This is a genomic window from Spirillospora sp. NPDC049024 (assembly GCF_040649235.1).
Classification (GTDB): Bacteria; Actinomycetota; Actinomycetes; order Streptosporangiales; family Streptosporangiaceae; genus Spirillospora.
In genome coordinates this window covers 100,651-120,330 of record NZ_JBEZFD010000026.1, presented here as the reverse complement: position 1 = coordinate 120,330, position 19,680 = coordinate 100,651, and the positions used below count along the sequence as shown (strand labels likewise).

Genomic DNA, 19,680 nt, shown 5'->3' with positions numbered 1-19,680 from the left:
CACCCGGCCCGGCAATCAAGATCGACTCAGGCATGATCGCACGGGTCGCCGCCACCGCCGCCTAACCGAATGGATGAGCAAATGTCACTCTCCAGAGACGGAATCGGCCCTCATTCGGCGGCCGTGACGGCAGTGATCGCCTGGTCCAGAGCGGCGGGGACGTCGTCGACCAGCAGGTGGCGGCCGTCGTGGACGATCTGGCGGCCGGAGACGACGACGTGCCGAACGTCGGCGGCGGTGGCGGCGAACACGGCGGCCTCGGCGGCGTGCTCGGGGCCGGAACCGGCCGTGCGGACCGAGTCGAGGGCGACGGTGACGAGGTCGGCGTAGGCGCCGGGTTCCAGCCGTCCCGCCTCGGGCCAGCCGAGCCCGTAGTGGCCGTTGGACGTCGCGGCGGCGAGCAGTTCCCCGGCGGTCCAGTGGCCCCGGGCGCGGGTGCGGAGCCGCTCGTCCAGCTCGACCGCGCGGGCCTCCTCGAACAGGTCGACGACGGCGTGCTGGTCGGAGCCGAGGCAGATCGGGGAGCCCGCGTCCGCCAGGCCGCGGGCGGGGCCGATGCCGTCGGCGAGGTCCCGCTCGGTGGTCGGGCACATGCACACGCCGGTCATCGTCGTCCCGAGCAGGGCGATGTCCTCCTCGGCGAGGTGGGTCGCGTGCACGGCGGTGGTGAGCGCACCGAGCGCCCCGGCCTCGGCGAGCAGGCGCGTCGGCGTCATGCCGTAGGCGTCCAGGCAGTCGCGGTTCTCGGCGGGCTGCTCGGACAGGTGGACGTGCAGCGGCGCGCGGTGCTCCCGCGCCCACGACGCGACGGCGTGCAGCTGCTCGCGCGGCACGGCCCGCACCGAGTGGATCGCGGCGCCGACGCGGGCGTGGAGCCGCTCCGCCTTGCCGGTCTGCTCGTACAGGGTGTCGACGCGCCGCACCCAGTTCCCGGCGGTGCCGTCCCCGAACCGCAGCTGCGGGCCGGCGAGCGGGCGGCCGATGCCGCCGGTCAGGTAGCAGGTGTCGAGCAGGGTGATCCGGATGCCCGCGTCGGCCGCGGCGGCGATCAGCGCCTCGCCCATCGCGTTCGGGTCCCCGTAGGGCGCGCCGCCCGGCCGGTGGTGCAGGTAGTGGAACTCGCCGACGCAGCTGATCCCGGCGAGGGCCATCTCGGCGAAGACCGCCGTGGCGAGGGCGCGGTAGGAGTCGGGGTCGAGCCGTTCGGCGACCTGGTACATCTGCTCGCGCCACGTCCAGAACGTCCCGGAGTGCGCCTGGATGCGGGAGCGCAGCGCGCGGTGGAACGCGTGGGAGTGGGCGTTGGCGAGGCCCGGCAGGGTGAGGCCGGGAAGGCGCTGGGCGCCCGGCGCGGCCGGGACTCCGGGGGTGATGCGTGTGATCCGCTCGCCGTCGGCCTCGATGAGCACGTCGGGCGCGACGCCGTCGCCTAGCCAGGCGAACTGGGCATGCCACTGCATATCGGAATCCCTACCCGCGCGCCAGGTCGTCCAGTACCGCGGCGAGGGCCTCGACTCCGGCCAGGCAGTCGGCCGGCTCGGCGAACTCCTCGGGCGCGTGCGACACCCCGGTCGGGTTCCGCACGAACAGCATCGCGGTCGGCAGCCGGGCCGACAGGACGCCCGCGTCGTGCCCGGCGCCGGTCGGCAGGACGGGCACGCCGCCGAGCACCGCGCGGACGCGGTCGCGCAGCGCCAGGTTGAAGTCGACGATCTCGGTGTAGGACTCCTCGGCGAGGTCGACGCTCACCCGGTGCGGGCGCGCCGCGACCCGCGCGGCCTCGTCGACCTCCTTCACCGTCCGGCGGACGGCGTCGTCGGCGGGGCCCCGGGCGTCGAGCCAGGCGGTGACGGCCGACGGGATCGCGTTGACGCCGTTCGGCTCCACCCGGACCTTCCCGACCGTCGCGACGGTCCCGTTGCGCTCGGCGGCCTCCCGCGCGGCGATGACCATGTGCGCGAACGGCAGCATCGGGTCGCGCCGGTCGGGCAGCCCGGTCGTCCCGGCGTGGTTGCCCTCGCCCGCGAAGCCGAACCGCCACCGGCCGTGCGGCACGATCGCGCTCGCGACGCCGACCGGCTCCTCCAGCGCACGGCCCTGCTCGACGTGGAGCTCGACGTAGCAGCCGATCCGCCCGAGGAGGTCCTCGTCGGGGCCGATCGCGTGCGGGTCGAGCCCGGCGTTGTGCACCACCTCGGCGAAGGTGTGCCCGTCGGCGTCGGTGAGGCCGCGCGCCCGGTCCGGGTCGATCGCGCCGGCCAGCAGCCGGGAGCCGAGGCACGCCACCCCGAACCGGGCGCCCTCCTCCTCGGCGAACGCCCCGACGCCGATCGGACGGGCGGGCCGGACGCCGCGCTCGCGGAGCAGGTCGACCGCCGCGAACGCCGACACGATGCCGAGCGGCCCGTCGAACGCTCCCCCGCCGGGCACGGAGTCGAGATGGCTCCCGGTCAGGACGGCGTCCGCGCGGGTCCCGTCCTCCGGGTACCACCAGGCGACCATGTTCCCGTTGGGGTCGTGTTCGAGGTCGAGGCCGCGGCGGCGCGCCTCGCCCGCGAACCAGGCGCGGCACTCCAGCTCGGGCGGCGTCCACGCGAACCGGTGGTAGCCGCCGGTCGCCGCGTCCCGGCCGACCGGCAGCAGCTCCGCCCACATCTCCTCGAAGCCCACGGCGGGACCGCCGCTCACGACCGCATGGGGATGCGCACCCCGCGCTGGTCGGCGACCTCGGCGGCCCGCTCGTAGCCGGCGTCGACGTGCCGCATGACGCCGGTGCCGGGGTCGTTGGTCAGGACGCGCTGGAGCTTCTCCCCGGCGAGGGCCGTCCCGTCGGCGACGCAGACCTGCCCGGCGTGGATGGACCGGCCGATGCCGACCCCGCCACCGTGGTGGATGGAGACCCACGTCGCGCCGGAGGCGGTGTTGAGCATGGCGTTCAGCAGCGGCCAGTCGGCGATCGCGTCCGATCCGTCCTTCATGCCCTCGGTCTCCCGGTACGGGCTGGCGACCGAGCCGCAGTCGAGGTGGTCTCGGCCGAGCACGATCGGGGCGCTGATCTCGCCGCGCGCGACGAGGTCGTTGAACACCTCGCCCGCCTTGTCGCGCTCGCCGTAGCCGAGCCAGCAGATCCGCGACGGCAGGCCCTGGAAGTGGACCTTCTCCCCCGCCATCCGGATCCACCGGCTCAGCGGCTCGTTGTCGGGGAACAGGTCGAGGATCGCCTTGTCGGTGCGGGCGATGTCCTTCGGGTCGCCCGACAGCGCCGCCCACCGGAACGGCCCCTTGCCCTCGCAGAACAGCGGCCGGATGTAGGCGGGCACGAACCCGGGGAACTCGAACGCGCGCATGTAGCCCGCGAGCTGCGCCTCACCGCGGATGGAGTTGCCGTAGTCGAACACCTCGGCGCCCGCCTCCTGGAAGCCGACCATGGCCTCGACGTGCGCGGCCATCGAGGTGCGGGCCTTGGCGATGAAGCCGTCCCGGTCCTTGTCGCGCTCGGCGGCCATGTCCTCGAACGCGACGCCGCGCGGCAGGTACATCAGCGGGTCGTGCGCGCTGGTCTGGTCGGTGACGATGTCGATCGGGGCGCCGCGCCGCAGCAGCTCGGGGACGATGTCGGCGGCGTTGCCCAGCACCGCGATCGACAGCGGCCGGCGCTCGGCCTTGGCCTCCTCCGCGAGCCGGAGCGCCTCGTCCAGCGAACCCGCCTGCACGTCGCAGTACCGGTGCGCCACCCGGCGCTCGATCCGGGACGGGTCGCACTCGACGCAGATCGCGACGCCGCCGTTCATCGTGACGGCGAGGGGCTGCGCGCCGCCCATCCCGCCGAGCCCGGCGGTGAGCGTGATCGTCCCGGCGAGGGTGCCGCCGAACCGCTTCTCGGCGACGGCGGCGAACGTCTCGTAGGTGCCCTGGAGGATCCCCTGCGTCCCGATGTAGATCCACGACCCGGCGGTCATCTGCCCGAACATCGTCAGGCCGAGCGACTCCAGGCGGCGGAACTCCTCCCACGTCGCCCACTGCGGGACGAGGTTGGAGTTCGCGATCAGCACGCGCGGCGCCCACTCGTGCGTCCGGAAGATCCCGACCGGCTTGCCGGACTGGACGAGCAGCGTCTCGTCCCCCTCCAGGTCGGACAGCGACCGGATGATGCCGTCGAAGGCGTCCCAGTTCCGGGCCGCCTTCCCGGAACCGCCGTAGACGACCAGCTCGTCGGGGTGCTCGGCGACCTCGGGGTCGAGGTTGTTCTGGATCATGCGCAGGGCGGCCTCCTGCGGCCAGCCCTTGGCGGCGGTCAGCGAGGTGCCGCGCGGGGCGCGGACGGGACGGGGACCGGACATGTGCGACTCCTTCAGGACAGCGGGCCGGTGACGGCCTCGGCGGCGGCGACCAGTGAGCCGTCCCGGACCAGCGCGGTCGCGGCGGCGATCTCGGGGGCGAGGTAGCGGTCCGGGCCGGGCGGCGGGACGGCCTCGCGCAGCTTGGCGACCACGGCGGCGGTGGCCGGGCCGGGCCGCAGCGGGGTGCGCAGCTCCAGCGCCCGCGCGGCGGTGAGGATCTCGACGCCGACCACCTGGGCGAGCCCGTCCACGGCACGGCGCAGCTTGCGGGCCGCGCTCCACCCCATCGAGACGTGGTCCTCCTGCATGGCCGAGCTCGGGATCGAGTCGGCGCTCGCGGGGACGGCGAGGCGCTTCAGCTCCGACACGATCGCGGCCTGCGTGTACTGGGCGATCATGTGGCCGGAGTCGACGCCCGGGTCGTCGGCGAGGAAGGCGGGCAGCCCGGCGGAGCGCCCCTTGTCGAGCATCCGGTCGGTGCGGCGCTCCGACATCGAGGCGACGTCGGCCGCCGGGACCGCGAGGAAGTCCAGCACGTACGCGACGGGGGCGCCGTGGAAGTTGCCGTTGGACTCGACCCGCCCGTCCGGGAGGACGACGGGGTTGTCGACGGCGGACGCCAGCTCCCGTCCCGCCACGAGCTCGGCGTGCGCGAGGGTGTCGCGGGCGGCGCCGTTCACCTGCGGGGCGCAGCGTAGCGAGTAGGCGTCCTGCACGCGGGTGCAGTCGGGCCCGCGGTGCGACTCCATGATCTCCGAGGCGGCCAGCAGCGCCCGCAGGTTCGCGGCCGACGCGGCCTGGCCGGGGTGGGGCCGCAGGTTCTGCAGGTCGGCGGCGAAGACGCGGTCGGTGCCGAGCAGCGCCTCGACGCTCATCGCGGCGGCGAGGTCGGCGGCGGTGAGCAGCCTCCGCAGGTCGTGGATGGCGAGGACGAGCATGCCGAGCATCCCGTCCGTGCCGTTCAGGAGGGCGAGCCCCTCCTTGGCGCCGAGCTTGACCGGCGTGATCCCCGCGTCCCGCAGGGCGTCGGCCGCCGGCCTCAGCTCGCCCTGGGCGTCCCGGACCGATCCCTCGCCGATCAGCGCCAGGGCCACGTGGGCGAGCGGCGCGAGGTCGCCGGAGCAGCCGAGGCTCCCGTACTCGAAGACCTGCGGGGTGATGCCCGCGTTCAGCAGCTCGGCCAGGGTCCTGGCGGTGACGGGCTGGACGCCGGTCCGTCCCGTGGCGAGCGTCCGGAGCCTGAGCAGCATCAGCGCCCGGACGACCTCCCGCTCGACCTCGGCCCCCGACCCCGCCGCGTGCGACCGGACGATGTTCAGCTGGAGCTGCGCCCGCATCTCGGGCGCGATGTGCCGGGTGGCGAGCGCCCCGAAGCCCGTCGAGACGCCGTAGACCGGCGTCGGGCGGGCCGACAGCTCCTCGATGTGGGCCCGCGCCTCACCGACCAGCTTGAGGGCCTCGTCGGACAGCGCTACCTCCGCACCGTCCCGCGCGACCGCCACGACCTGCTCGAACGCGAGCGGTTCCGGCCCGACCTCGACGCCTGCGTCCCCCATGCCAAACCCCCTACCCACCAAACCCATACCCACCATTGGAGCGCCTCCGGGGCCTCCGCCCCAGCCCCGGACCGCGCTCTGTGTCTCGTATACGAGACAATCGGAGCATGAGCCAGGTCCCGGCCGCCCGCCGCGCGCTCGCGGTGCTGCGCCTCCTGGCGGGCGCGCCCGGCCCCCTGCCCGCCTCGGCGATCGCCCGCGCCCTCGACCTGCCGCGTTCCAGCGCCTACCACCTGCTCACCGCGATGGCCGAGGACGGCTTCGTCACCTACATCCCCGAAGAGCGCCGCTGGGGCCTCGGCGTCGCCGCCTTCGAGATCGGCTCCGCCTACCTGCGCCACGAGCCCCTGGAGCGCCTGGCACACCCCCTGCTGCGCCGCCTGGTCGACCGCGTGGGCGAGATCGCGCAGCTCGGCGTCCTGCACGGCGCCGAGACCCTCTACCTGCTGAAGGAGCAGCCGCCCCGGCACGCCACCCTGGTCACCGACGTGGGCGTCCGGATGCCCGCCCAGCTCACCGCCAGCGGCCGGTCGATCCTGGCCTACCTGCCGCCCGCGCAGGTCAGGGCCCTGTTCCCCGGCCGCTTCGTGGACCGCACCGGTCGCGGCCCGTCGTCCCTGCGCGACCTGCGCCGCATCCTCGCCGAGGACGCCCGCCGGGGCTGGGCGGTCGAGGACGGCCACATCACCGAGGGCTTCGCCAGCATCGCCGCCTGCGCCTTCGACCACACCGGCCACCCCACCGCCGCGATCACGGTGACGTTCCGCCGCGAGGACCACCCGGAACCCGCGTGGCCCGCCCTGGCGGACCACGTCCGCGCCACGGCCGCCGCCCTGACCACCCGCCTCACCGGCCGCCCCCCGACCTGACCGCTAGTTCCCGAAACGGTCGGCGACCAGCCGATCGGCCCAGCGGCGCAGCGCGTCCTCCACGGGCGGATGGCTCAGCCCGGCCTCCTTGGCCAGCGCGTCGGCCGAGGACGTGTCGTACCGCTCCTCGGACAGGAAGGAGAGCGTCTCGGGTTCGACGCCGGTGAGCGCGCGCGGCAGCCGCCGCACCAGCCCGACCGGCAGCATCATCCGGGGAGGGCGCACGCCCAGGTGCCGCGCCAGGAGCCCGACCAGCTCGTGCAGATTCGGCGTGGCGCCGTCCAGGACCCAGTGGGCGCGGTACGGCCCCTCGTCGTACTCGGGCACGGCCGCCATGAAGCGCGCCAGGTGATCGACGGTGACCACGGGGACGAACGTGCGCCGCGACCCGGCCAGCGCGGGCAGGCGCCCCGCCCAGAGGTCCCGGACGAGCTCGGCCAGCCCGATGTACTGCCCGGCCTCACCCGTGACCGAATGCCCGATCACCGTCGCCGGATGCACCGCGGTGAGAGGAACGCCTTCCGCTTCCGAGGCGGCCCGTACCGCCGCGTCCCCTTCGAGCTTCGACGCCTCGTAGGCGCCCAGCCGCCGGTAGAGCGCGTCCAGTTCCTTCGCCGCCGCCGGATAGGTGAGCGTGCCGGCAGAGGCGACCCGATACCCGGACACATGGACGAGCCGCCGCAGTCGAGGAAGCCCTGCGGCCCACCGCACGACGTTCCCCGCACCGTCGACGTTCGCGCGCCGAGCCTCCTCGCGTCCCAACCCGAACCGGAAGAGGGCGGCGGCGTTGAAGACGTCCCGCACGCCTCGCAGCCGCTCGCGATCTCCCTCGCCCAGCCCCAGACCCGGCCGGGTGATGTCGGCGTCCACGACCGCGAGCCCCCGCGCGTCGACCCCGTGCTCCCGCAGCCATCCACGCAGCTCCTCACCGCGGTCGGCTCCGCCCCGCACGGCCGCGGCGACCGTCCGCCGCCGGCCCAGCAGTTCCGCCACCAGCCACCGCCCGATGAACCCCGTAGCCCCGAAGACCAAGGCACCACCGGTCTCGCCCTCGCTGAACGCCATGGCGACAAACTAGACCGGTCTACCTATTTTGTCGAGCCGCGCCCGCTGGACCGACTCCCCGGCCGAAGAGGATCAGTCGTCGAGGAGGCGCCACATGGTGAGGGCGAGCCTGGCGCGGGTGAGGCCGGCCGGTTCGGTGAGGTCGAAGCCGAGCGTCTTCGCCAGCTGGTCGAGCCGGCGGGCGACGCTGCTGTGGTGCAGGTGGAGCTGGTCGGCGGCCTGGCGCAGGGAACCGGTGGCGCAGTAGGCGTCCAGGGTGCTCAGCTCGTCCGGGTTGCCGGCCAGCCGAGCGATCGCGGCCACATCGGCGTTGTCGCGCGCGGCGCCGGAAGGGATCTGCGCGAGGAGGGCCAGCGCGCCCAAATCCTCGTACCGGACGACGGGGTCGCGAGTCCCGGTGAAGCGCAGGGCGGTACGGGCCTCGCGCCAGGCGTGGTCGGGGCGTTCCGCGGCGCCGATGCCCGCGCGCACGCCCGCCGGGAACCGGGCCGCGTCGAGGGTGGTCGCCAGGATGACGCCGACGTCGGCGACCGGTGCCGCCTTCACCGGCCGGCCCGGGCAGACCAGGGTGCCGATCCGGTCGAGGGGAAGCGGCGACCGGACGGCGGCGACGCGGACGGGCAGGTCGGCGGCGAAGCCCAGCAGCCGCAGCGCCCGGGCCCTGGCCGCTTCGTCGGCGTCGGGACTGATCACGAGCTCGACCAGGGCGGGGTCGGCCATGGTGGTGCGTTCCGGGCCGTACCTCTCGAAGACCGCGGCGGCGGCGATGGCGAGCCGGTCCAGGACCGCTTCGTCGAGCGGGCCGGGCGGTCCGGGGCGTTCCAGCCAGACCGTGCCGATCTCCTCATCGTCCAGGACGACCGGCGCCGTGGTGGACGCGGGCGCCGGTGGGCCGGAGGCGTTCGCGCCGTCGGGGGCGACGCGGATCACCCGGCCCGTGCTGTGCAGCCGGATCCCGGCGACGCACTCGGCCAGGCCCGCCGAGGCCCGGGCGAGCGCCGGCAGGTCGACCCGCCGGCGCATCAGCGTGTCGTAGAACATGACCACGCGGATCATGCCGTCGACCTGCGGGTCCAGTCCGGACAACCGTTCGACCAAGGCCTCCATGGGCACGAGGATAAGCGCCGGTCGGCGCGCGATCCATGCGGGATGCGCGACGGATGGCGGATGCCCTGGCCGGGCGGCGGCGGTGAGGATGACCGGCATGGATCCCGAACTCGAAGCGTTCATCCCCTTCCTCCCGGACACCGACCTGACCGACCCCCTCGGCGCGCGCAAGAGCTTCGCCGAGCGCGCCGCCGCGCGTCCGGCACCGGACGTCCCGGACATGCGGATCGAGGACCGCACGGTGCCCGCGGACCCGGACGTGCCCGTGCGGATCTACCGCCCGCGCGAGGCCCAGGGCGCCGTCGTCTGGCTGCACGGCGGCGGGTTCGTCTTCGGCGACCTGGACACCGAGCACCCGTGGGCCTCCCGCATCGCCGACGGCTCGGGGGCGGTGGTGGTCTCGGTGGACTACCGGCGGTCCCCGGAGAACCGGTTCCCGGCCGCGCTCGACGACGCCTGCGCCGCGCTGGCCTGGACGGCCGAGCACGCAGACGACCTCGGCGTCGACCCGGGCCGGATCGCGGTCGGCGGGCACAGCGCCGGAGCGTGCCTGGCGGCCGCGGTGGCGCTGCGGGCGCGGGACGAGCAGGGACCGCCGATCCGTTTCCAGCTGCTCAACGAGCCCGGACTCGACGACCGGCAGGAGACCTGGTCGCAGCGCACCTTCACCGACACGCCCTGGCACGACCGCGACAAGGTCGCCCTGGCTTGGGGGCACTACCTGGGGGGCGCGCCCGCCACCACGTACGCCGCCCCGGGGCGGGCCACCGACCTGTCCGGCCTGCCTCCCGCCTACATCGCCACCGCGGAGTTCGACCCCGTCCGCGACGAGGGCATCGACTACGCCGTCCGACTTCTGCAGGCGGGCGTGTCGGTCGAGCTGCACCAGTGGCCCGGCACCTTCCACGGGTCGCAGGCGATCTTGTCCGCCGACGTGTCGCAGCGCCAGATCGCCGCCCTCGCCGCCGCCCTGCGCCGCGCCCTGGCGGACTGAACGCCGCGCGCCGGCCGACTGAGGTCCGCGCCCTGACCGCCTGAGCCCCCGCGCACGCCGCCCGCGCCGCCGGGTCTGTTCCGCCTGCCCGAAAACGAAGACGAGGAATCCTCCCATGTCCGACCACGCGCACACCGCCGCCGGTTCCGAGCACTCCCGCCTGACCGCCTTCGGCGACCATCTGATCGCGCTCCACGACGAGCTCCGCCGCGACATCGCCGCCCTGCGGGAGGAGGCCGCACGGCTCCCCGCCGACGGCGGCGCCGCCGGCCCGCTCGCCCTGCCGGACCGGCTCCGCAGCCACTGCGTGACGTTCTGCGAAGCGCTGCACGACCACCACACCACCGAGGACGGCGCGATCTTCCCATTCCTGTCGCAGGAGCACCCCGAGCTGTCCGAGGTGCTGGACCGCCTCGCGTCCGACCACCGGCACATGGCCGCTCTCCTGACCGATCTCCGCAAGGCCGCCGAGACTCCGCTCGCCCCCGGCTTCCACGCCGAGCTGGAGCGGCTGTCGGTCGAGCTCCTGACCCACCTGGACCGCGAAGAGCACTACCTGGTCCCGGTCCTCAACTCCCTGACGAACCTCCCCGTCCACTGACCCCCGCCCCGTCGAAAGGACGACCGTGCCAACTCCCGTCTGGATCGCCGGTGTCGGGATGACACCGTTCGGCAGGCATCGCGGCAAGAGCGTCGGCGACCTCACCCGCTGGGCCGTCGCCGACGCGCTGCGGGACTGCGGCGCCACCGTCGGCGGTCTGGACGCCGCCTTCTTCGGTACCGCCACCCAGGGCGCCTTGGAAGGGCAGCACATGGTCCCGGGACAGATCGCCCTGCGCGCGATGGGCGTCCAGCGGATCCCCGTCGTGAACGTCGAGAACGCCTGCGCCACCGGCGCCACCGCGTTCGCGCTCGCCGTGGACCGGATCCGGGCGGGAGCCGCGGACGTGGCCCTGGCCGTAGGGGTCGAACGGATGAACGTCGACGACCCCGCGCGCACCATGGCGGTGTTCGACGGCGCCTACGACGTGTCCGATCCCGCCGCGCTCGCCCGCACCCTGAAGGAACTCGGCGGCGGGGTCGACGTGGACGGCCTCGGGCCCCGCTCGGTCTTCATGGACGTCTACGCGGCCGTCGCGCGCAACCACATGCGCGTGTACGGCACGACGCAGGAGCAGATCGCGGCGGTGGCGGCCAAGAACCACGGCCACGCCGCCGCGAACCCGCGGGCGCACCACCGCGAGCCGATGACGGTGGCGGACGTGCTGGCGGCGCGGAGGCTGGCGTACCCGCTCACCGTCCCGATGTGCGCGCCGATCACCGACGGGGCCGCGGCGGTCGTCGTGTGCGGTGAGGCCGGGCTGCGGCGGCTGGGGGCGGCGAAGAGGGTCGAGGTCCTCGCCACCGCGATCGGCACCGGGACGGATCGGGACCCGCGCACCTTCGAGGGCCACCAGAGCCGCTCGGTGTCCGCACGCGCCTACGAACAGGCCGGGGTCGGCCCGGACGACGTGGACGTGGCCGAGGTCCACGACGCCACGGCCTTCGGCGAGGTGCTCCAGACCGAGATGCTCGGTCTGGTTCCCCCCGGCGAGGGCGGACCGGCGGCCCTGCGGGGCGAGACCGCCCTCGGGGGCCGGCTGCCGGTGAACCCCTCCGGCGGCCTGGAGTCCAAGGGCCACCCCCTCGCGGCGAGCGGGCTCGGGCAGATCTTCGAGCTCACCGAGCAGCTGCGCGGGACCGCGGGGCCCCGCCAGGTGGAGGGCGCCCGGATCGCCGTCGCCGAGAACGGCGGGGGCTTCCACCGCGGCGAAGAGGCCGTCACCTGCGTGACCGTCCTCGGGAGGGCGTGAGAGATGGCCGTCATCGACTTCTTCGACCGCGGCCGGGCGATCGACCCGACGGGGGTCGCCTACCGGTCCGACGACGAGGTGTGGACCTTCGACGACGCGGGAGCGCTGTCGTGCCGGATCGCCCACGCCCTGCTGGGCGCGGGAGCGCGGCGCGAGTCCAAGGTCGCCGTCCTGTCCCCGAACTCGCCGTCCGCGTGGATCTGCGTCCTCGGGGCGTGGCGCGCCGGCGCGGCGTGGGTGCCCCTGAACCCCGCCACTCCGGTGAGCGAGAACATCGCGCTGCTGCGGCGCTTCGACGTGGAGGTGCTCTTCTACCACCCCGACCTCGCGGACCAGGTCGCGGCGATGAAGTCCGCCTCGACGGGGGTCGGCCTCTACGTGGCTCTCACGGCCGGTACCGGCGACGTCGCGCTGGAGGCCTGGACCGCCGGCCGGCCGGACACGCCGCCGCCCGTCCGCTTCGCCATGGACGACGTGGTCGCCGTGTCGCCGACCGGCGGGACGACCGGCGAGCCGAAGGGCGTGATGAACACCCACCGCTCCCTGTCGGTGATGGTCGCCCACCAGATGATGGCGCTGACCTATCCGGCGGGGGCGCCCGCCGTCAACCTCGCCGCCGCCCCGATGACGCACACGGCCGGGCTCTTCAGCCTGCAGACGACCGCGCGCGGCGGCACGGTCGTCATCGTCCCGCGCGCGACGCCGGACGCCGTCCTCGACGCCGTCGAACGGCACGCGGTCACGGAGCTGTTCCTCCCGCCGACGGCGGTGTACCGCCTGCTGGAGACGCTGGAGCACCGGGCGGCGGACACCTCGTCCCTGCGCTACCTGGTGTACGGCGCGGCGCCGATGTCGACCGACAGGCTGCGCGCCGGCATCGACCGGCTCGGTCCCGTCTTCCTGGGCGGCTACGGGCAGACCGAGGCCATCGCGGCGATCTCGTTCCTGCGGCCGGACGAGCACCTGGCCGGCGGGGAGGTGGCGCCCGAGGAGAGGCTGCGCTCGTGCGGCCGCCCCTACCCGCTGGCCACGGTGGCGATCCTCGACGAGGACGGGACGGAGGTGCCGCAAGGCCGGACGGGCGAGATCTGCGTCCGGGGCGACCTGGTGATGAAGGGCTACTACAAGGACCCCGAGCGCACCGCGGAGACGATCGTCGACGGCTGGCTGCACACCGGCGACCTCGGGCACCGCGACGCCGAGGGCTACCTCCACATCACCGACCGCAAGAAGGACCTCATCATCTCGGGCGGCTTCAACGTCCACCCGAGCGAGGTCGAGCAGGTGATCTGGAGCCACCCGGCGGTGCGCGACTGCGCCGTGGTCGGCTCTCCCGACCCGGACTGGGGCGAGGCCGTGACGGCCGTGGTCGAGCTCAAGGCCGGACACGAGGTCGGGGAGGCCGAACTGATCGCCCGGTGCCGCGAGCGGCTCGGCCCGGTCCGGACGCCCAAGAAGGTCGTCTTCATGGAGCGGCTCCCGCGCAGCGGCAACGGCAAGGTCCTCAAGCGGGAGATCCGCGAGGGGTTCTGGGCCGGCACACGAACAAGGATCTGAGGAGCACCATGACGGAACCGAGAACCACCGGGAACGAACCGGCGGGCAGGAACGAACTGGCGGCCAAGGTCGCGCTGGTCGTCGGCGCGGGCTGCGTCGGCGAGGGGATGGGCAACGGCCGCGCGACCGCGCTGACGTTCGCCCGCGAGGGCGCGACCGTGGTCTGCGCCGACATCGACCTCGCGTCGGCGCGCGAGACCGTCCGCCTGATCCGGGAGGAGGGCGGGGCCGCCGAGGCGGTCGAGCTCGACGTCACCGAAGAGGCGCAGGTCCGCGCCGTCGTCGGCGCCGTCATCGACGAGCACGGGCACCTGGACGTGCTCGACAACAACGTCGGCATCGGAGCCGTGGGCGGCGTGACCGACCTCGACGAGGCCGACTGGGACCGGGTCCTCGCGGTCAACCTCAAGGGGGCGTTCCTCACGATGAAGCACGTCATCCCGCACATGGTCGAGCAGGGCGGCGGCTCCATCGTCAACATCTCCTCGGTCACCGGGATCCGCTGGAGCGGCGTGCCGTACGCGAGCTACTACGCGAGCAAGGCCGGGCTCAACCACCTGACGCGGATGACCGCGCGTGAATGGGCCCGGCGGCGGGTCCGGGTGAACGCCGTGCTCCCCGGCCTGATGAAGACGCCGATGGTGGCCACGGCGATGCTCGCCGACGCCTACGACAGCCCCGACATCGAGGCCATGTGGGCGAAGCGGGACGCCCAGGTGCCGATGGGCCACATGGGCACGCCGTGGGACGTGGCGGAGGCGGCCCTGTTCCTCGCCGGCGACCGGTCGAAGTACGTCACCGGGATCGAGCTCGTCGTGGACGGAGGAGTCGCGCTCGGCTTCGCCTGACCGGCGTCCGCCCCGCCTCCCCTCGCCGTCGGGCATGTGGGCGCGACGTGGCATTCCCCCACCGGCAGGGGGGCGGACGTCGGAAATCCTCGGTTTCCGGCGGGCGGCTGGGGCGGCGAGGGGGCGGCGCGGACGCTGGGCACATGACCGACATCGACCGGATCGACCACTCCGTCCTCTACACCACCGACATGGACGCCACCGCCGCGGCCTACGAAGCCCTGGGCTTCACCCTGAGCCCGCTGTCGATGCACATGGGCTCCGACCGGCCCGGCGGCGAGCGCAGGCCCATGGGCGCCGGCAACCGCTGCGCCCTGTTCGGACAGAACTACCTCGAACTGCTCGGCCTCTTCGGCGACGGAAGCGTCGACCCGTGGAACATCCGTCCCCTGATCGCCGAGTACGAGGGCCTGCACGGCTACTCGTTCGGCTGCGTGGACGCGGAGGCGGCCGAGGAGCGTCTGCGCCGGGCGGGCCTGTCCTCCTCGGGAGTGCTGCCGCTCCAGCGCGACGTGGAGACCCCCGGCGGCACCGCCACCGTCCGGTTCCAGGCCGTCCACCTGGAGCGGTCGCTCACCCCGGAGGGCCTGGTCCACGCGGCCCGGCACCTGACGCCGGAGCTGATCCACCAGCCCCGGTACCTGGAGCACGCCAACGGCGCGACGCACCTGGAGAGCGTCCTCCTGGTGGTCGACGACGGCGAACTGGCCGCCACCGCGGACCGCTACGCGCGCATCCTGGACGTGCCCGCGGTCGCCGAGGGGCCGCGCCGGGTGCTGCGGCTGGCGCTGGGGCAGGTGGAGATCGTCGCGGTCTCCGCCTTCGGCGAGGTCCTGCCCGGCGAGGACGTCCCGGCCCTGCCGTACATGGCGGCTCAGACGGTGGCGGTCGGCGACCTCGGCGCCGCGCGCACGCTGGTGGAGCGCAACGGCTTCGCCGCGCGGGACCTGCCGGGTGGAGGCTTCTTCGTCGGCGCGGCCCAGGCGCGGGGAGCGGCGCTCGCGTTCCAGCAGGTGCGGTGATGGCGACCGGGGGTGCCTTCCGCGGGATCCGGTACGGGACGGCACGGCGGCTCTCGGCGCCCCGGCCCGTACCGGATCCGGGCGACGCCGGCCAGGACGGCCCTGGTCCGGCGGGCCGGCCCGGACCGGCCGCGCCCCAGCCGCCGTCCCGGCTGGAGCACGTCATGGGTCCGGGCAGCGGACTGGAGCAGAGCGAGGACTGCCTGTCGCTCAACGTCTGGACGCCGGGCGGGGACGGGCTCCCGGTCCTGGTATGGCTGCACGGCGGCGGCTTCACCAGCGGATCGGGCGGTGAGGCGTGGTACGACGGCGGGCTGCTCGCACGGCGCGGCCGCATGGTGGTGGTCACGGCCAACTACCGGCTCGGCGCCTTGGGATACCTCTGCCTGCCCGGCGGGCAAGCCAACCTCGGTCTGCTCGACCAGGCCATGGCACTGCGCTGGGTGCGGCGGAACATCGCCCGCTTCGGCGGCGACCCGGACCGGGTGACCCTGGCGGGCCAGTCCGCCGGGGCCCTCTCGGCCCTGGCCATGCTGCGCGACGCGGCCTGCGACGACCTGTTCCAGCAGGTCATCCTGCAGAGCCTGCCCGCCGGTGTGCCGCCCTACGGCGTCGAGCAGGCGGAGTTCATCGGCGACCTCTTCCTGGAGGTGCTGGGAACCGACGTCATGGCGGCGTCCACCGCGTCGATCCTGGCCGCTCAGGGCGAGGTCGCCCGGCGCACCAGGAGACCGGGCGGGATCACCCCGCCGTTCCAACTGGTCGACGACCCCCGCTGGGCGGGAGCGCCACGGCGGGTTCCGATGCTGATCGGGACGACCCGCGACGAGATGCGCGCGTTCTTCCCCGGCGCGACGGAGGCGGAGACCGATCGGCTGTTCCGGCACGGCAGCCTGGAACTCGCCGCGTCCATGGCCACCGCCTACGCCTACCGGTTCGACTGGTCCCCCGCCGCCGGCGCTCTGGGGGCCTGCCACTGCATCGAGCTGCCGTTCGTGTTCGGCGGCCTGGACGCCTGGCGCGCCGCGCCGATGCTGGCCGGAGCCGATCCCGCCGACCTGCGGCGCCTCGTCGACCGCGTCCAGGAGGCGTGGACCGCCTTCATCCACGGCGGGTCACCGGGGTGGGACCGCTACGGCCGTCGATCCGAGGTCCATCACTTCCCATAGCCGCCCCGATCCTCTTGCTGCTGCGGAGGATCGGCGCGCTCTCCACCTGGCGGACGCCCGGGAGCGCGCCGATCCCGGCCTCCAGGTAGTCGTACAGCGCCGACACGTCGCGGCAGGCGGCGAACACCAGCAGGTTCGTCGGCCCCGTGGTCGCCGCCACGAAGGCGGCCTCGGGATGCGCGGCCAGCGCCTCGGCCGTCCGCCGCAGCGCGGACGGCTCGGCGGTGAGCCACAGCATGGCCACCGTGTCGTAGCCCAGCAGCAGGGGGTCGATGTCCACGTCGAAGAAGACCGCTCCGGTCCGGCGCAGGTGGTCCAGCCTGCGCCGGGCGGTCATCTCCGAGGCTCCGATCGCTCTGGCCAGGTCCGTGTACCCCGCCCGCCCGTCCTGGAGGAGCACCCGCAACAGCTGCTCGTCCTCCTCGGTCAGGACGACGGCCTCGCCATGGCGATCGTCCAGGTCGGGGGCCAGCGCGGCGACCTGCGCGGACGTGAGCGCGTCGGTCCGGCCGTGCCATCCGGTCGGGCCGCCGGCGAACACCCGCAGGACGCAGTGCGCGCTGATCCCGGTCACCTGCGGCGTCCGCGGGAGCTGCCCGAGCAGGAGGGCGTCGCGCCGCCGCCGGTCCCGGGCCTGCACGACGCAGACGATCTGCGTGCCGCCCGAGGTCAGGCTCACCCACAGCGTGTCGTCCCTGCGTGCCAGCGCGTCCGCGATCGCGTTGGCCGCCTCGGGCAGGGCCTGGATGCGCAGCACCCACTCCACCCAGCCCATCCGCTGCGCCACCGGCCGGCCCACGACGCGCAGCGCGCCGGTCGTGCGCAGCCGGCGGTAGCGCCGCGCCACCGTCTGGTCCGACACCTCCAGCACGGCCGCGATCCGGCTGAAGCTCGCACGCCCGTCCACGTGCAGCGCATGGACGATCGCCCGGTCCAGCCCGTCCAGAGCAACCGTCTCCATTCCCACAACCTAGACGTCCGGGACATCCTCGACGTGCGGTGATCCGGCCTGCTCGGATCGCGGCCGCGTGGAGACCGGCTCGGGCCGGGACGCACGGGCGGGGGACGAGCCGGGCGGGCGGGCGCCCGCCGCTCGGCTCCTCGACCGCCGTCGCGGACACGGTCATGGGACCGGCCCCTCCGTCTTCTCCTCCAGGAGGCGCCGCGAATTGCTCCGGAGCGGGCGGCGGGGCCACCAGTTCCAGGGGCCGAGCAGCGCCATCAGGGACGGCAGGACGAAGACGCGGATGACCACGGCGTCGATCAGGATGGCCGCGGCGAGGCCGACGCCGAGCTGCTTGAACTCGACCATGCTGAGCGTTCCGAAGATCGAGAAGACGCCGACCATGACGATCGCGGCGCTGGTGACCACGCCCGCCGAGCGGGTGATGCCCTCGCGGACGGCGTCCCTGGTGGGCAGGCCGTGTTCGGCGGCCTCCCGGATCCGGCTCACGACGAACACGTGGTAGTCCATCGACAGCCCGAACAGCATCACGAACAGGAACAGCGGCAGCCACGAGACGACGGCGCCGGAGGAGGTGAAGTCCAGCGGTCCCTCCGCCCAGGTGTGCTGGAAGACGGCCACCAGCACGCCGAACGCGGCGCCCGCCGACAGCAGGTTGAGCAGCGTGGTGGACAGCGCGATCGCGGGTGAGCGGAAGATGGCGCCCATCGTGACGAGGGTCAGCAGCAGGACGAAGCCCACCACCAGCGGCAGGCGCCGTTCCAGGTGGCCGGCGAAGTCGACGCCCTCGGCGACCTTGCCGGTCACGGCGTACTCCGCGTCCGGGACGCCGCCCACCGCCTGCGGCACCCAGGCCCGCAGCCTCTCCAGCGAGCGGCGGGCGCCGTCGCTCTCGGGCGTGTGCGGGGTCGCGATGTCGACCACGTGGACCCGCCGGTCGGCCGACGTCCTGATCCGGGGACGGCGGTCGTGCGCGAAGAGGGGGTCCCCGGCCGTTCGCCGGGCCAGGCCGGTGAGGGCCGCCTCCACCTCCGTAGAGCGGTCGGCCGGCGCCCGCACCGCGACCTGGTGGACGGTCCCCTCGCTCGGGAACGCGCGCGTCAGCCGGTCCATCGCCCGCACGACGGGGATGTCGCGGGACAGGTCGTCCGAGCCCGGCTGCTTGAGCCGCATGTCCAGGGCGGGGACCGCGAGCAGCAGGAGCAGCCCACCGGAGACCGCGAGCGTCACGGCCGGATGGTCGAGCGCCGGACGCAGCAGGGCGGGCCACAGCCGCGACTCCCCCGGCCTCATGCTGAGCCGCCACAGCACCGGGACCTTCGGGCGGTCCACCCAGCGCCCCAGCCGTGCCAGCAGCGCGGGCAGCACCGTGAGCGACGCCAGCACCGCGACCGCCACCACGATGATCGCCCCGGTGGCCAGCGAGGAGAACGTCGCCTCTCCGGCCAGGTACAGCCCCGCCATCGCGACGATCACCGTCACGCCCGACACCACGACCGTGTGCCCGGACGTCTCCGCCGCGATCTCGATCGCGTCCGGCCTGCCCCGGCGCCGCTCCTCGCGCTCGCGCTTGAGGTAGAAGAGGGAGTAGTCGACGCCGACCGCCATGCCCATCAGCAGGATCACGTTGCCGACCGCGCCCGTGGCGGGCAGCAGGTGCGAGACCAGCGCGGACAGCCCCATCGCCGCGGCCACCGACGACAGCGCCAGCGCCACCGGCACGCCCGCGGCGACGACCGCCCCGAACACCACGAGCATGATCAGCAAGGTGAGCGGCAGGCTGATGAACTCGGCCCGCTTGAAGTCCTCGCCGAGCGTCTCTCCCAGGCCCTTCGCGGTGGAGCCCGTGCCGACCTGCTCCACGCGCAGTCCCGGGTGTGCCCGCTGCACCGCCGCGCTCTGCTCCAGCAGCGGCCCCACCCGGCGGTCGGCGGACTCGGTGTCGCCCCTCATGGTGACCGGCACGAGCACCGCCGTGGCGTCGGGCGACCGGACGGGCCGTCCTACCGACTCGACCTCCGGCAGCGGCTTCATCCGCCGGACGACCTCCTTGGCCGCCGCCCGTGCCGTCCTCGCGTCGAGCGCGCCGCCCTCGGTCCGCGTGATGAGGACGCTCTCCTCGGGCCGCTCGGGGAACTTCCCGGACGCCGCGATCCGTCCGGCCCGTCCCGACTCCCCGACGCCGGACTCCGCGTCGCTGATCTTGTTGGTGCCGGCCGTGCCGCCCAGCACCAGGCACAGCCCGACGAACAGCGTCCAGAGCCCGATCGCCGCCCAGGGCCGCCGCGCGCTCCAGCGCGCCACCCGTGCCGTCACCGGCTTCTTGATCTTCACGC

General features: G+C 74.3%; 16 protein-coding genes. 8 read left to right on the top strand and 8 right to left on the bottom strand.

The genetic code is table 11. The annotated features are described in order from the left end of the window. Window positions 1–110: 110 nt before the first annotated feature. The 4 genes from AB0C21_RS36275 to hutH are packed head-to-tail and all read right to left on the bottom strand — an operon-like array spanning window position 111 to window position 5,896. The gene (locus AB0C21_RS36275) at window positions 111–1,460 is read right to left on the bottom strand and encodes a formimidoylglutamate deiminase (RefSeq protein ID WP_500210453.1); all 1,350 of its coding nucleotides are present in this window, start codon (window positions 1,458–1,460) and stop codon (window positions 111–113) included. A 10-nt stretch (window positions 1,461–1,470) separates the two neighbouring features. Continuing rightward, window positions 1,471–2,670, bottom strand: coding sequence for an allantoate amidohydrolase (locus tag AB0C21_RS36270; protein WP_200842379.1), 1,200 nt, complete (start codon window positions 2,668–2,670; stop codon window positions 1,471–1,473). A gap of 14 nt (window positions 2,671–2,684) precedes the next feature. Beyond that, window positions 2,685–4,340 (bottom strand): urocanate hydratase, encoded by a 1,656-nt coding sequence (hutU, locus tag AB0C21_RS36265; protein WP_500210452.1) that lies wholly within the window; start codon window positions 4,338–4,340, stop codon window positions 2,685–2,687. An 11-nt stretch (window positions 4,341–4,351) separates the two neighbouring features. Next, the gene (hutH, locus tag AB0C21_RS36260) at window positions 4,352–5,896 is read right to left on the bottom strand and encodes a histidine ammonia-lyase (RefSeq protein WP_500210451.1); all 1,545 of its coding nucleotides are present in this window, start codon (window positions 5,894–5,896) and stop codon (window positions 4,352–4,354) included. Between the two features lie 107 nt (window positions 5,897–6,003). On the opposite strand from hutH, the gene AB0C21_RS36255 reads away from it, so the two are divergent. Beyond that, window positions 6,004–6,765, top strand: coding sequence for an IclR family transcriptional regulator (locus tag AB0C21_RS36255; RefSeq protein ID WP_500210449.1), 762 nt, complete (start codon window positions 6,004–6,006; stop codon window positions 6,763–6,765). A 3-nt stretch (window positions 6,766–6,768) separates the two neighbouring features. On the opposite strand, the gene AB0C21_RS36250 is transcribed toward AB0C21_RS36255, so the two are convergent. Both AB0C21_RS36250 and AB0C21_RS36245 read right to left on the bottom strand, forming a co-directional pair. Beyond that, window positions 6,769–7,830: an SDR family oxidoreductase gene (locus AB0C21_RS36250; protein ID WP_500210447.1), complete on the bottom strand. Its 1,062-nt coding sequence runs from the start codon at window positions 7,828–7,830 to the stop codon at window positions 6,769–6,771. A gap of 72 nt (window positions 7,831–7,902) precedes the next feature. Next, window positions 7,903–8,937 carry a PucR family transcriptional regulator gene (locus AB0C21_RS36245; protein WP_500210446.1) on the bottom strand — a complete coding sequence of 345 codons (1,035 nt, stop codon included), beginning with the start codon at window positions 8,935–8,937 and terminating at the stop codon, window positions 7,903–7,905. 97 nt (window positions 8,938–9,034) lie between these two features. Here AB0C21_RS36245 and AB0C21_RS36240 point away from each other — a divergent pair, with 97 nt between their 5' ends. From AB0C21_RS36240 to AB0C21_RS36210, 7 genes are all read left to right on the top strand, one after another. Further along, the gene (locus AB0C21_RS36240) at window positions 9,035–9,931 is read left to right on the top strand and encodes an alpha/beta hydrolase (RefSeq protein WP_500210445.1); all 897 of its coding nucleotides are present in this window, start codon (window positions 9,035–9,037) and stop codon (window positions 9,929–9,931) included. A 115-nt stretch (window positions 9,932–10,046) separates the two neighbouring features. Continuing rightward, window positions 10,047–10,532 (top strand): hemerythrin domain-containing protein, encoded by a 486-nt coding sequence (locus AB0C21_RS36235; protein ID WP_500210443.1) that lies wholly within the window; start codon window positions 10,047–10,049, stop codon window positions 10,530–10,532. Window positions 10,533–10,557: 25 nt separating this feature from the next. Next, window positions 10,558–11,784: a thiolase family protein gene (locus AB0C21_RS36230; RefSeq protein ID WP_500210442.1), complete on the top strand. Its 1,227-nt coding sequence runs from the start codon at window positions 10,558–10,560 to the stop codon at window positions 11,782–11,784. Window positions 11,785–11,787: 3 nt separating this feature from the next. Continuing rightward, window positions 11,788–13,341, top strand: coding sequence for a class I adenylate-forming enzyme family protein (locus AB0C21_RS36225; RefSeq protein ID WP_500210440.1), 1,554 nt, complete (start codon window positions 11,788–11,790; stop codon window positions 13,339–13,341). 8 nt (window positions 13,342–13,349) lie between these two features. Next, a complete protein-coding gene (locus AB0C21_RS36220; protein ID WP_500210439.1) occupies window positions 13,350–14,189 on the top strand; it encodes an SDR family NAD(P)-dependent oxidoreductase in 840 nt (279 codons plus the stop codon). A 143-nt stretch (window positions 14,190–14,332) separates the two neighbouring features. After that, a complete protein-coding gene (locus AB0C21_RS36215) occupies window positions 14,333–15,211 on the top strand; it encodes a VOC family protein (protein ID WP_500210437.1) in 879 nt (292 codons plus the stop codon). After that, a complete protein-coding gene (locus AB0C21_RS36210; RefSeq protein ID WP_500210435.1) occupies window positions 15,211–16,380 on the top strand; it encodes a carboxylesterase family protein in 1,170 nt (389 codons plus the stop codon). The genes AB0C21_RS36215 and AB0C21_RS36210 overlap by 1 nt, the downstream gene beginning before the upstream one ends. Here AB0C21_RS36210 and AB0C21_RS36205 read toward each other — a convergent pair. After that, window positions 16,313–17,341: an Lrp/AsnC family transcriptional regulator gene (locus tag AB0C21_RS36205; RefSeq protein WP_500210433.1), complete on the bottom strand. Its 1,029-nt coding sequence runs from the start codon at window positions 17,339–17,341 to the stop codon at window positions 16,313–16,315. The two genes, AB0C21_RS36210 and AB0C21_RS36205, sit on opposite strands and share 68 nt — an antisense overlap. Window positions 17,342–17,503: 162 nt before the next feature. Further along, window positions 17,504–19,678, bottom strand: a complete 2,175-nt coding sequence (locus tag AB0C21_RS36200; protein ID WP_500210432.1) for an MMPL family transporter — start codon at window positions 19,676–19,678, stop codon at window positions 17,504–17,506. Window positions 19,679–19,680: the final 2 nt, after the last annotated feature.

Excerpts from the sequence above, each read along its gene's own strand:
- AB0C21_RS36235 (WP_500210443.1), top strand. The coding sequence starts at position 10,047 with ATGTCCGACCACGCGCACACCGCCGCCGGTTCCGAGCACTCCCGCCTG.
- AB0C21_RS36210 (WP_500210435.1), top strand. The coding sequence starts at position 15,211 with ATGGCGACCGGGGGTGCCTTCCGCGGGATCCGGTACGGGACGGCACGG.
- AB0C21_RS36225 (WP_500210440.1), top strand. The coding sequence starts at position 11,788 with ATGGCCGTCATCGACTTCTTCGACCGCGGCCGGGCGATCGACCCGACG.
- hutH (WP_500210451.1), bottom strand. The coding sequence starts at position 5,896 with ATGGGGGACGCAGGCGTCGAGGTCGGGCCGGAACCGCTCGCGTTCGAG.
- AB0C21_RS36205 (WP_500210433.1), bottom strand. The coding sequence starts at position 17,341 with ATGGAGACGGTTGCTCTGGACGGGCTGGACCGGGCGATCGTCCATGCG.
- hutU (WP_500210452.1), bottom strand. The coding sequence starts at position 4,340 with ATGTCCGGTCCCCGTCCCGTCCGCGCCCCGCGCGGCACCTCGCTGACC.
- AB0C21_RS36215 (WP_500210437.1), top strand. The coding sequence starts at position 14,333 with ATGACCGACATCGACCGGATCGACCACTCCGTCCTCTACACCACCGAC.
- AB0C21_RS36275 (WP_500210453.1), bottom strand. The coding sequence starts at position 1,460 with ATGCAGTGGCATGCCCAGTTCGCCTGGCTAGGCGACGGCGTCGCGCCC.
- AB0C21_RS36255 (WP_500210449.1), top strand. The coding sequence starts at position 6,004 with ATGAGCCAGGTCCCGGCCGCCCGCCGCGCGCTCGCGGTGCTGCGCCTC.
- AB0C21_RS36220 (WP_500210439.1), top strand. The coding sequence starts at position 13,350 with ATGACGGAACCGAGAACCACCGGGAACGAACCGGCGGGCAGGAACGAA.
- AB0C21_RS36250 (WP_500210447.1), bottom strand. The coding sequence starts at position 7,830 with ATGGCGTTCAGCGAGGGCGAGACCGGTGGTGCCTTGGTCTTCGGGGCT.
- AB0C21_RS36240 (WP_500210445.1), top strand. The coding sequence starts at position 9,035 with ATGGATCCCGAACTCGAAGCGTTCATCCCCTTCCTCCCGGACACCGAC.
- AB0C21_RS36245 (WP_500210446.1), bottom strand. The coding sequence starts at position 8,937 with ATGGAGGCCTTGGTCGAACGGTTGTCCGGACTGGACCCGCAGGTCGAC.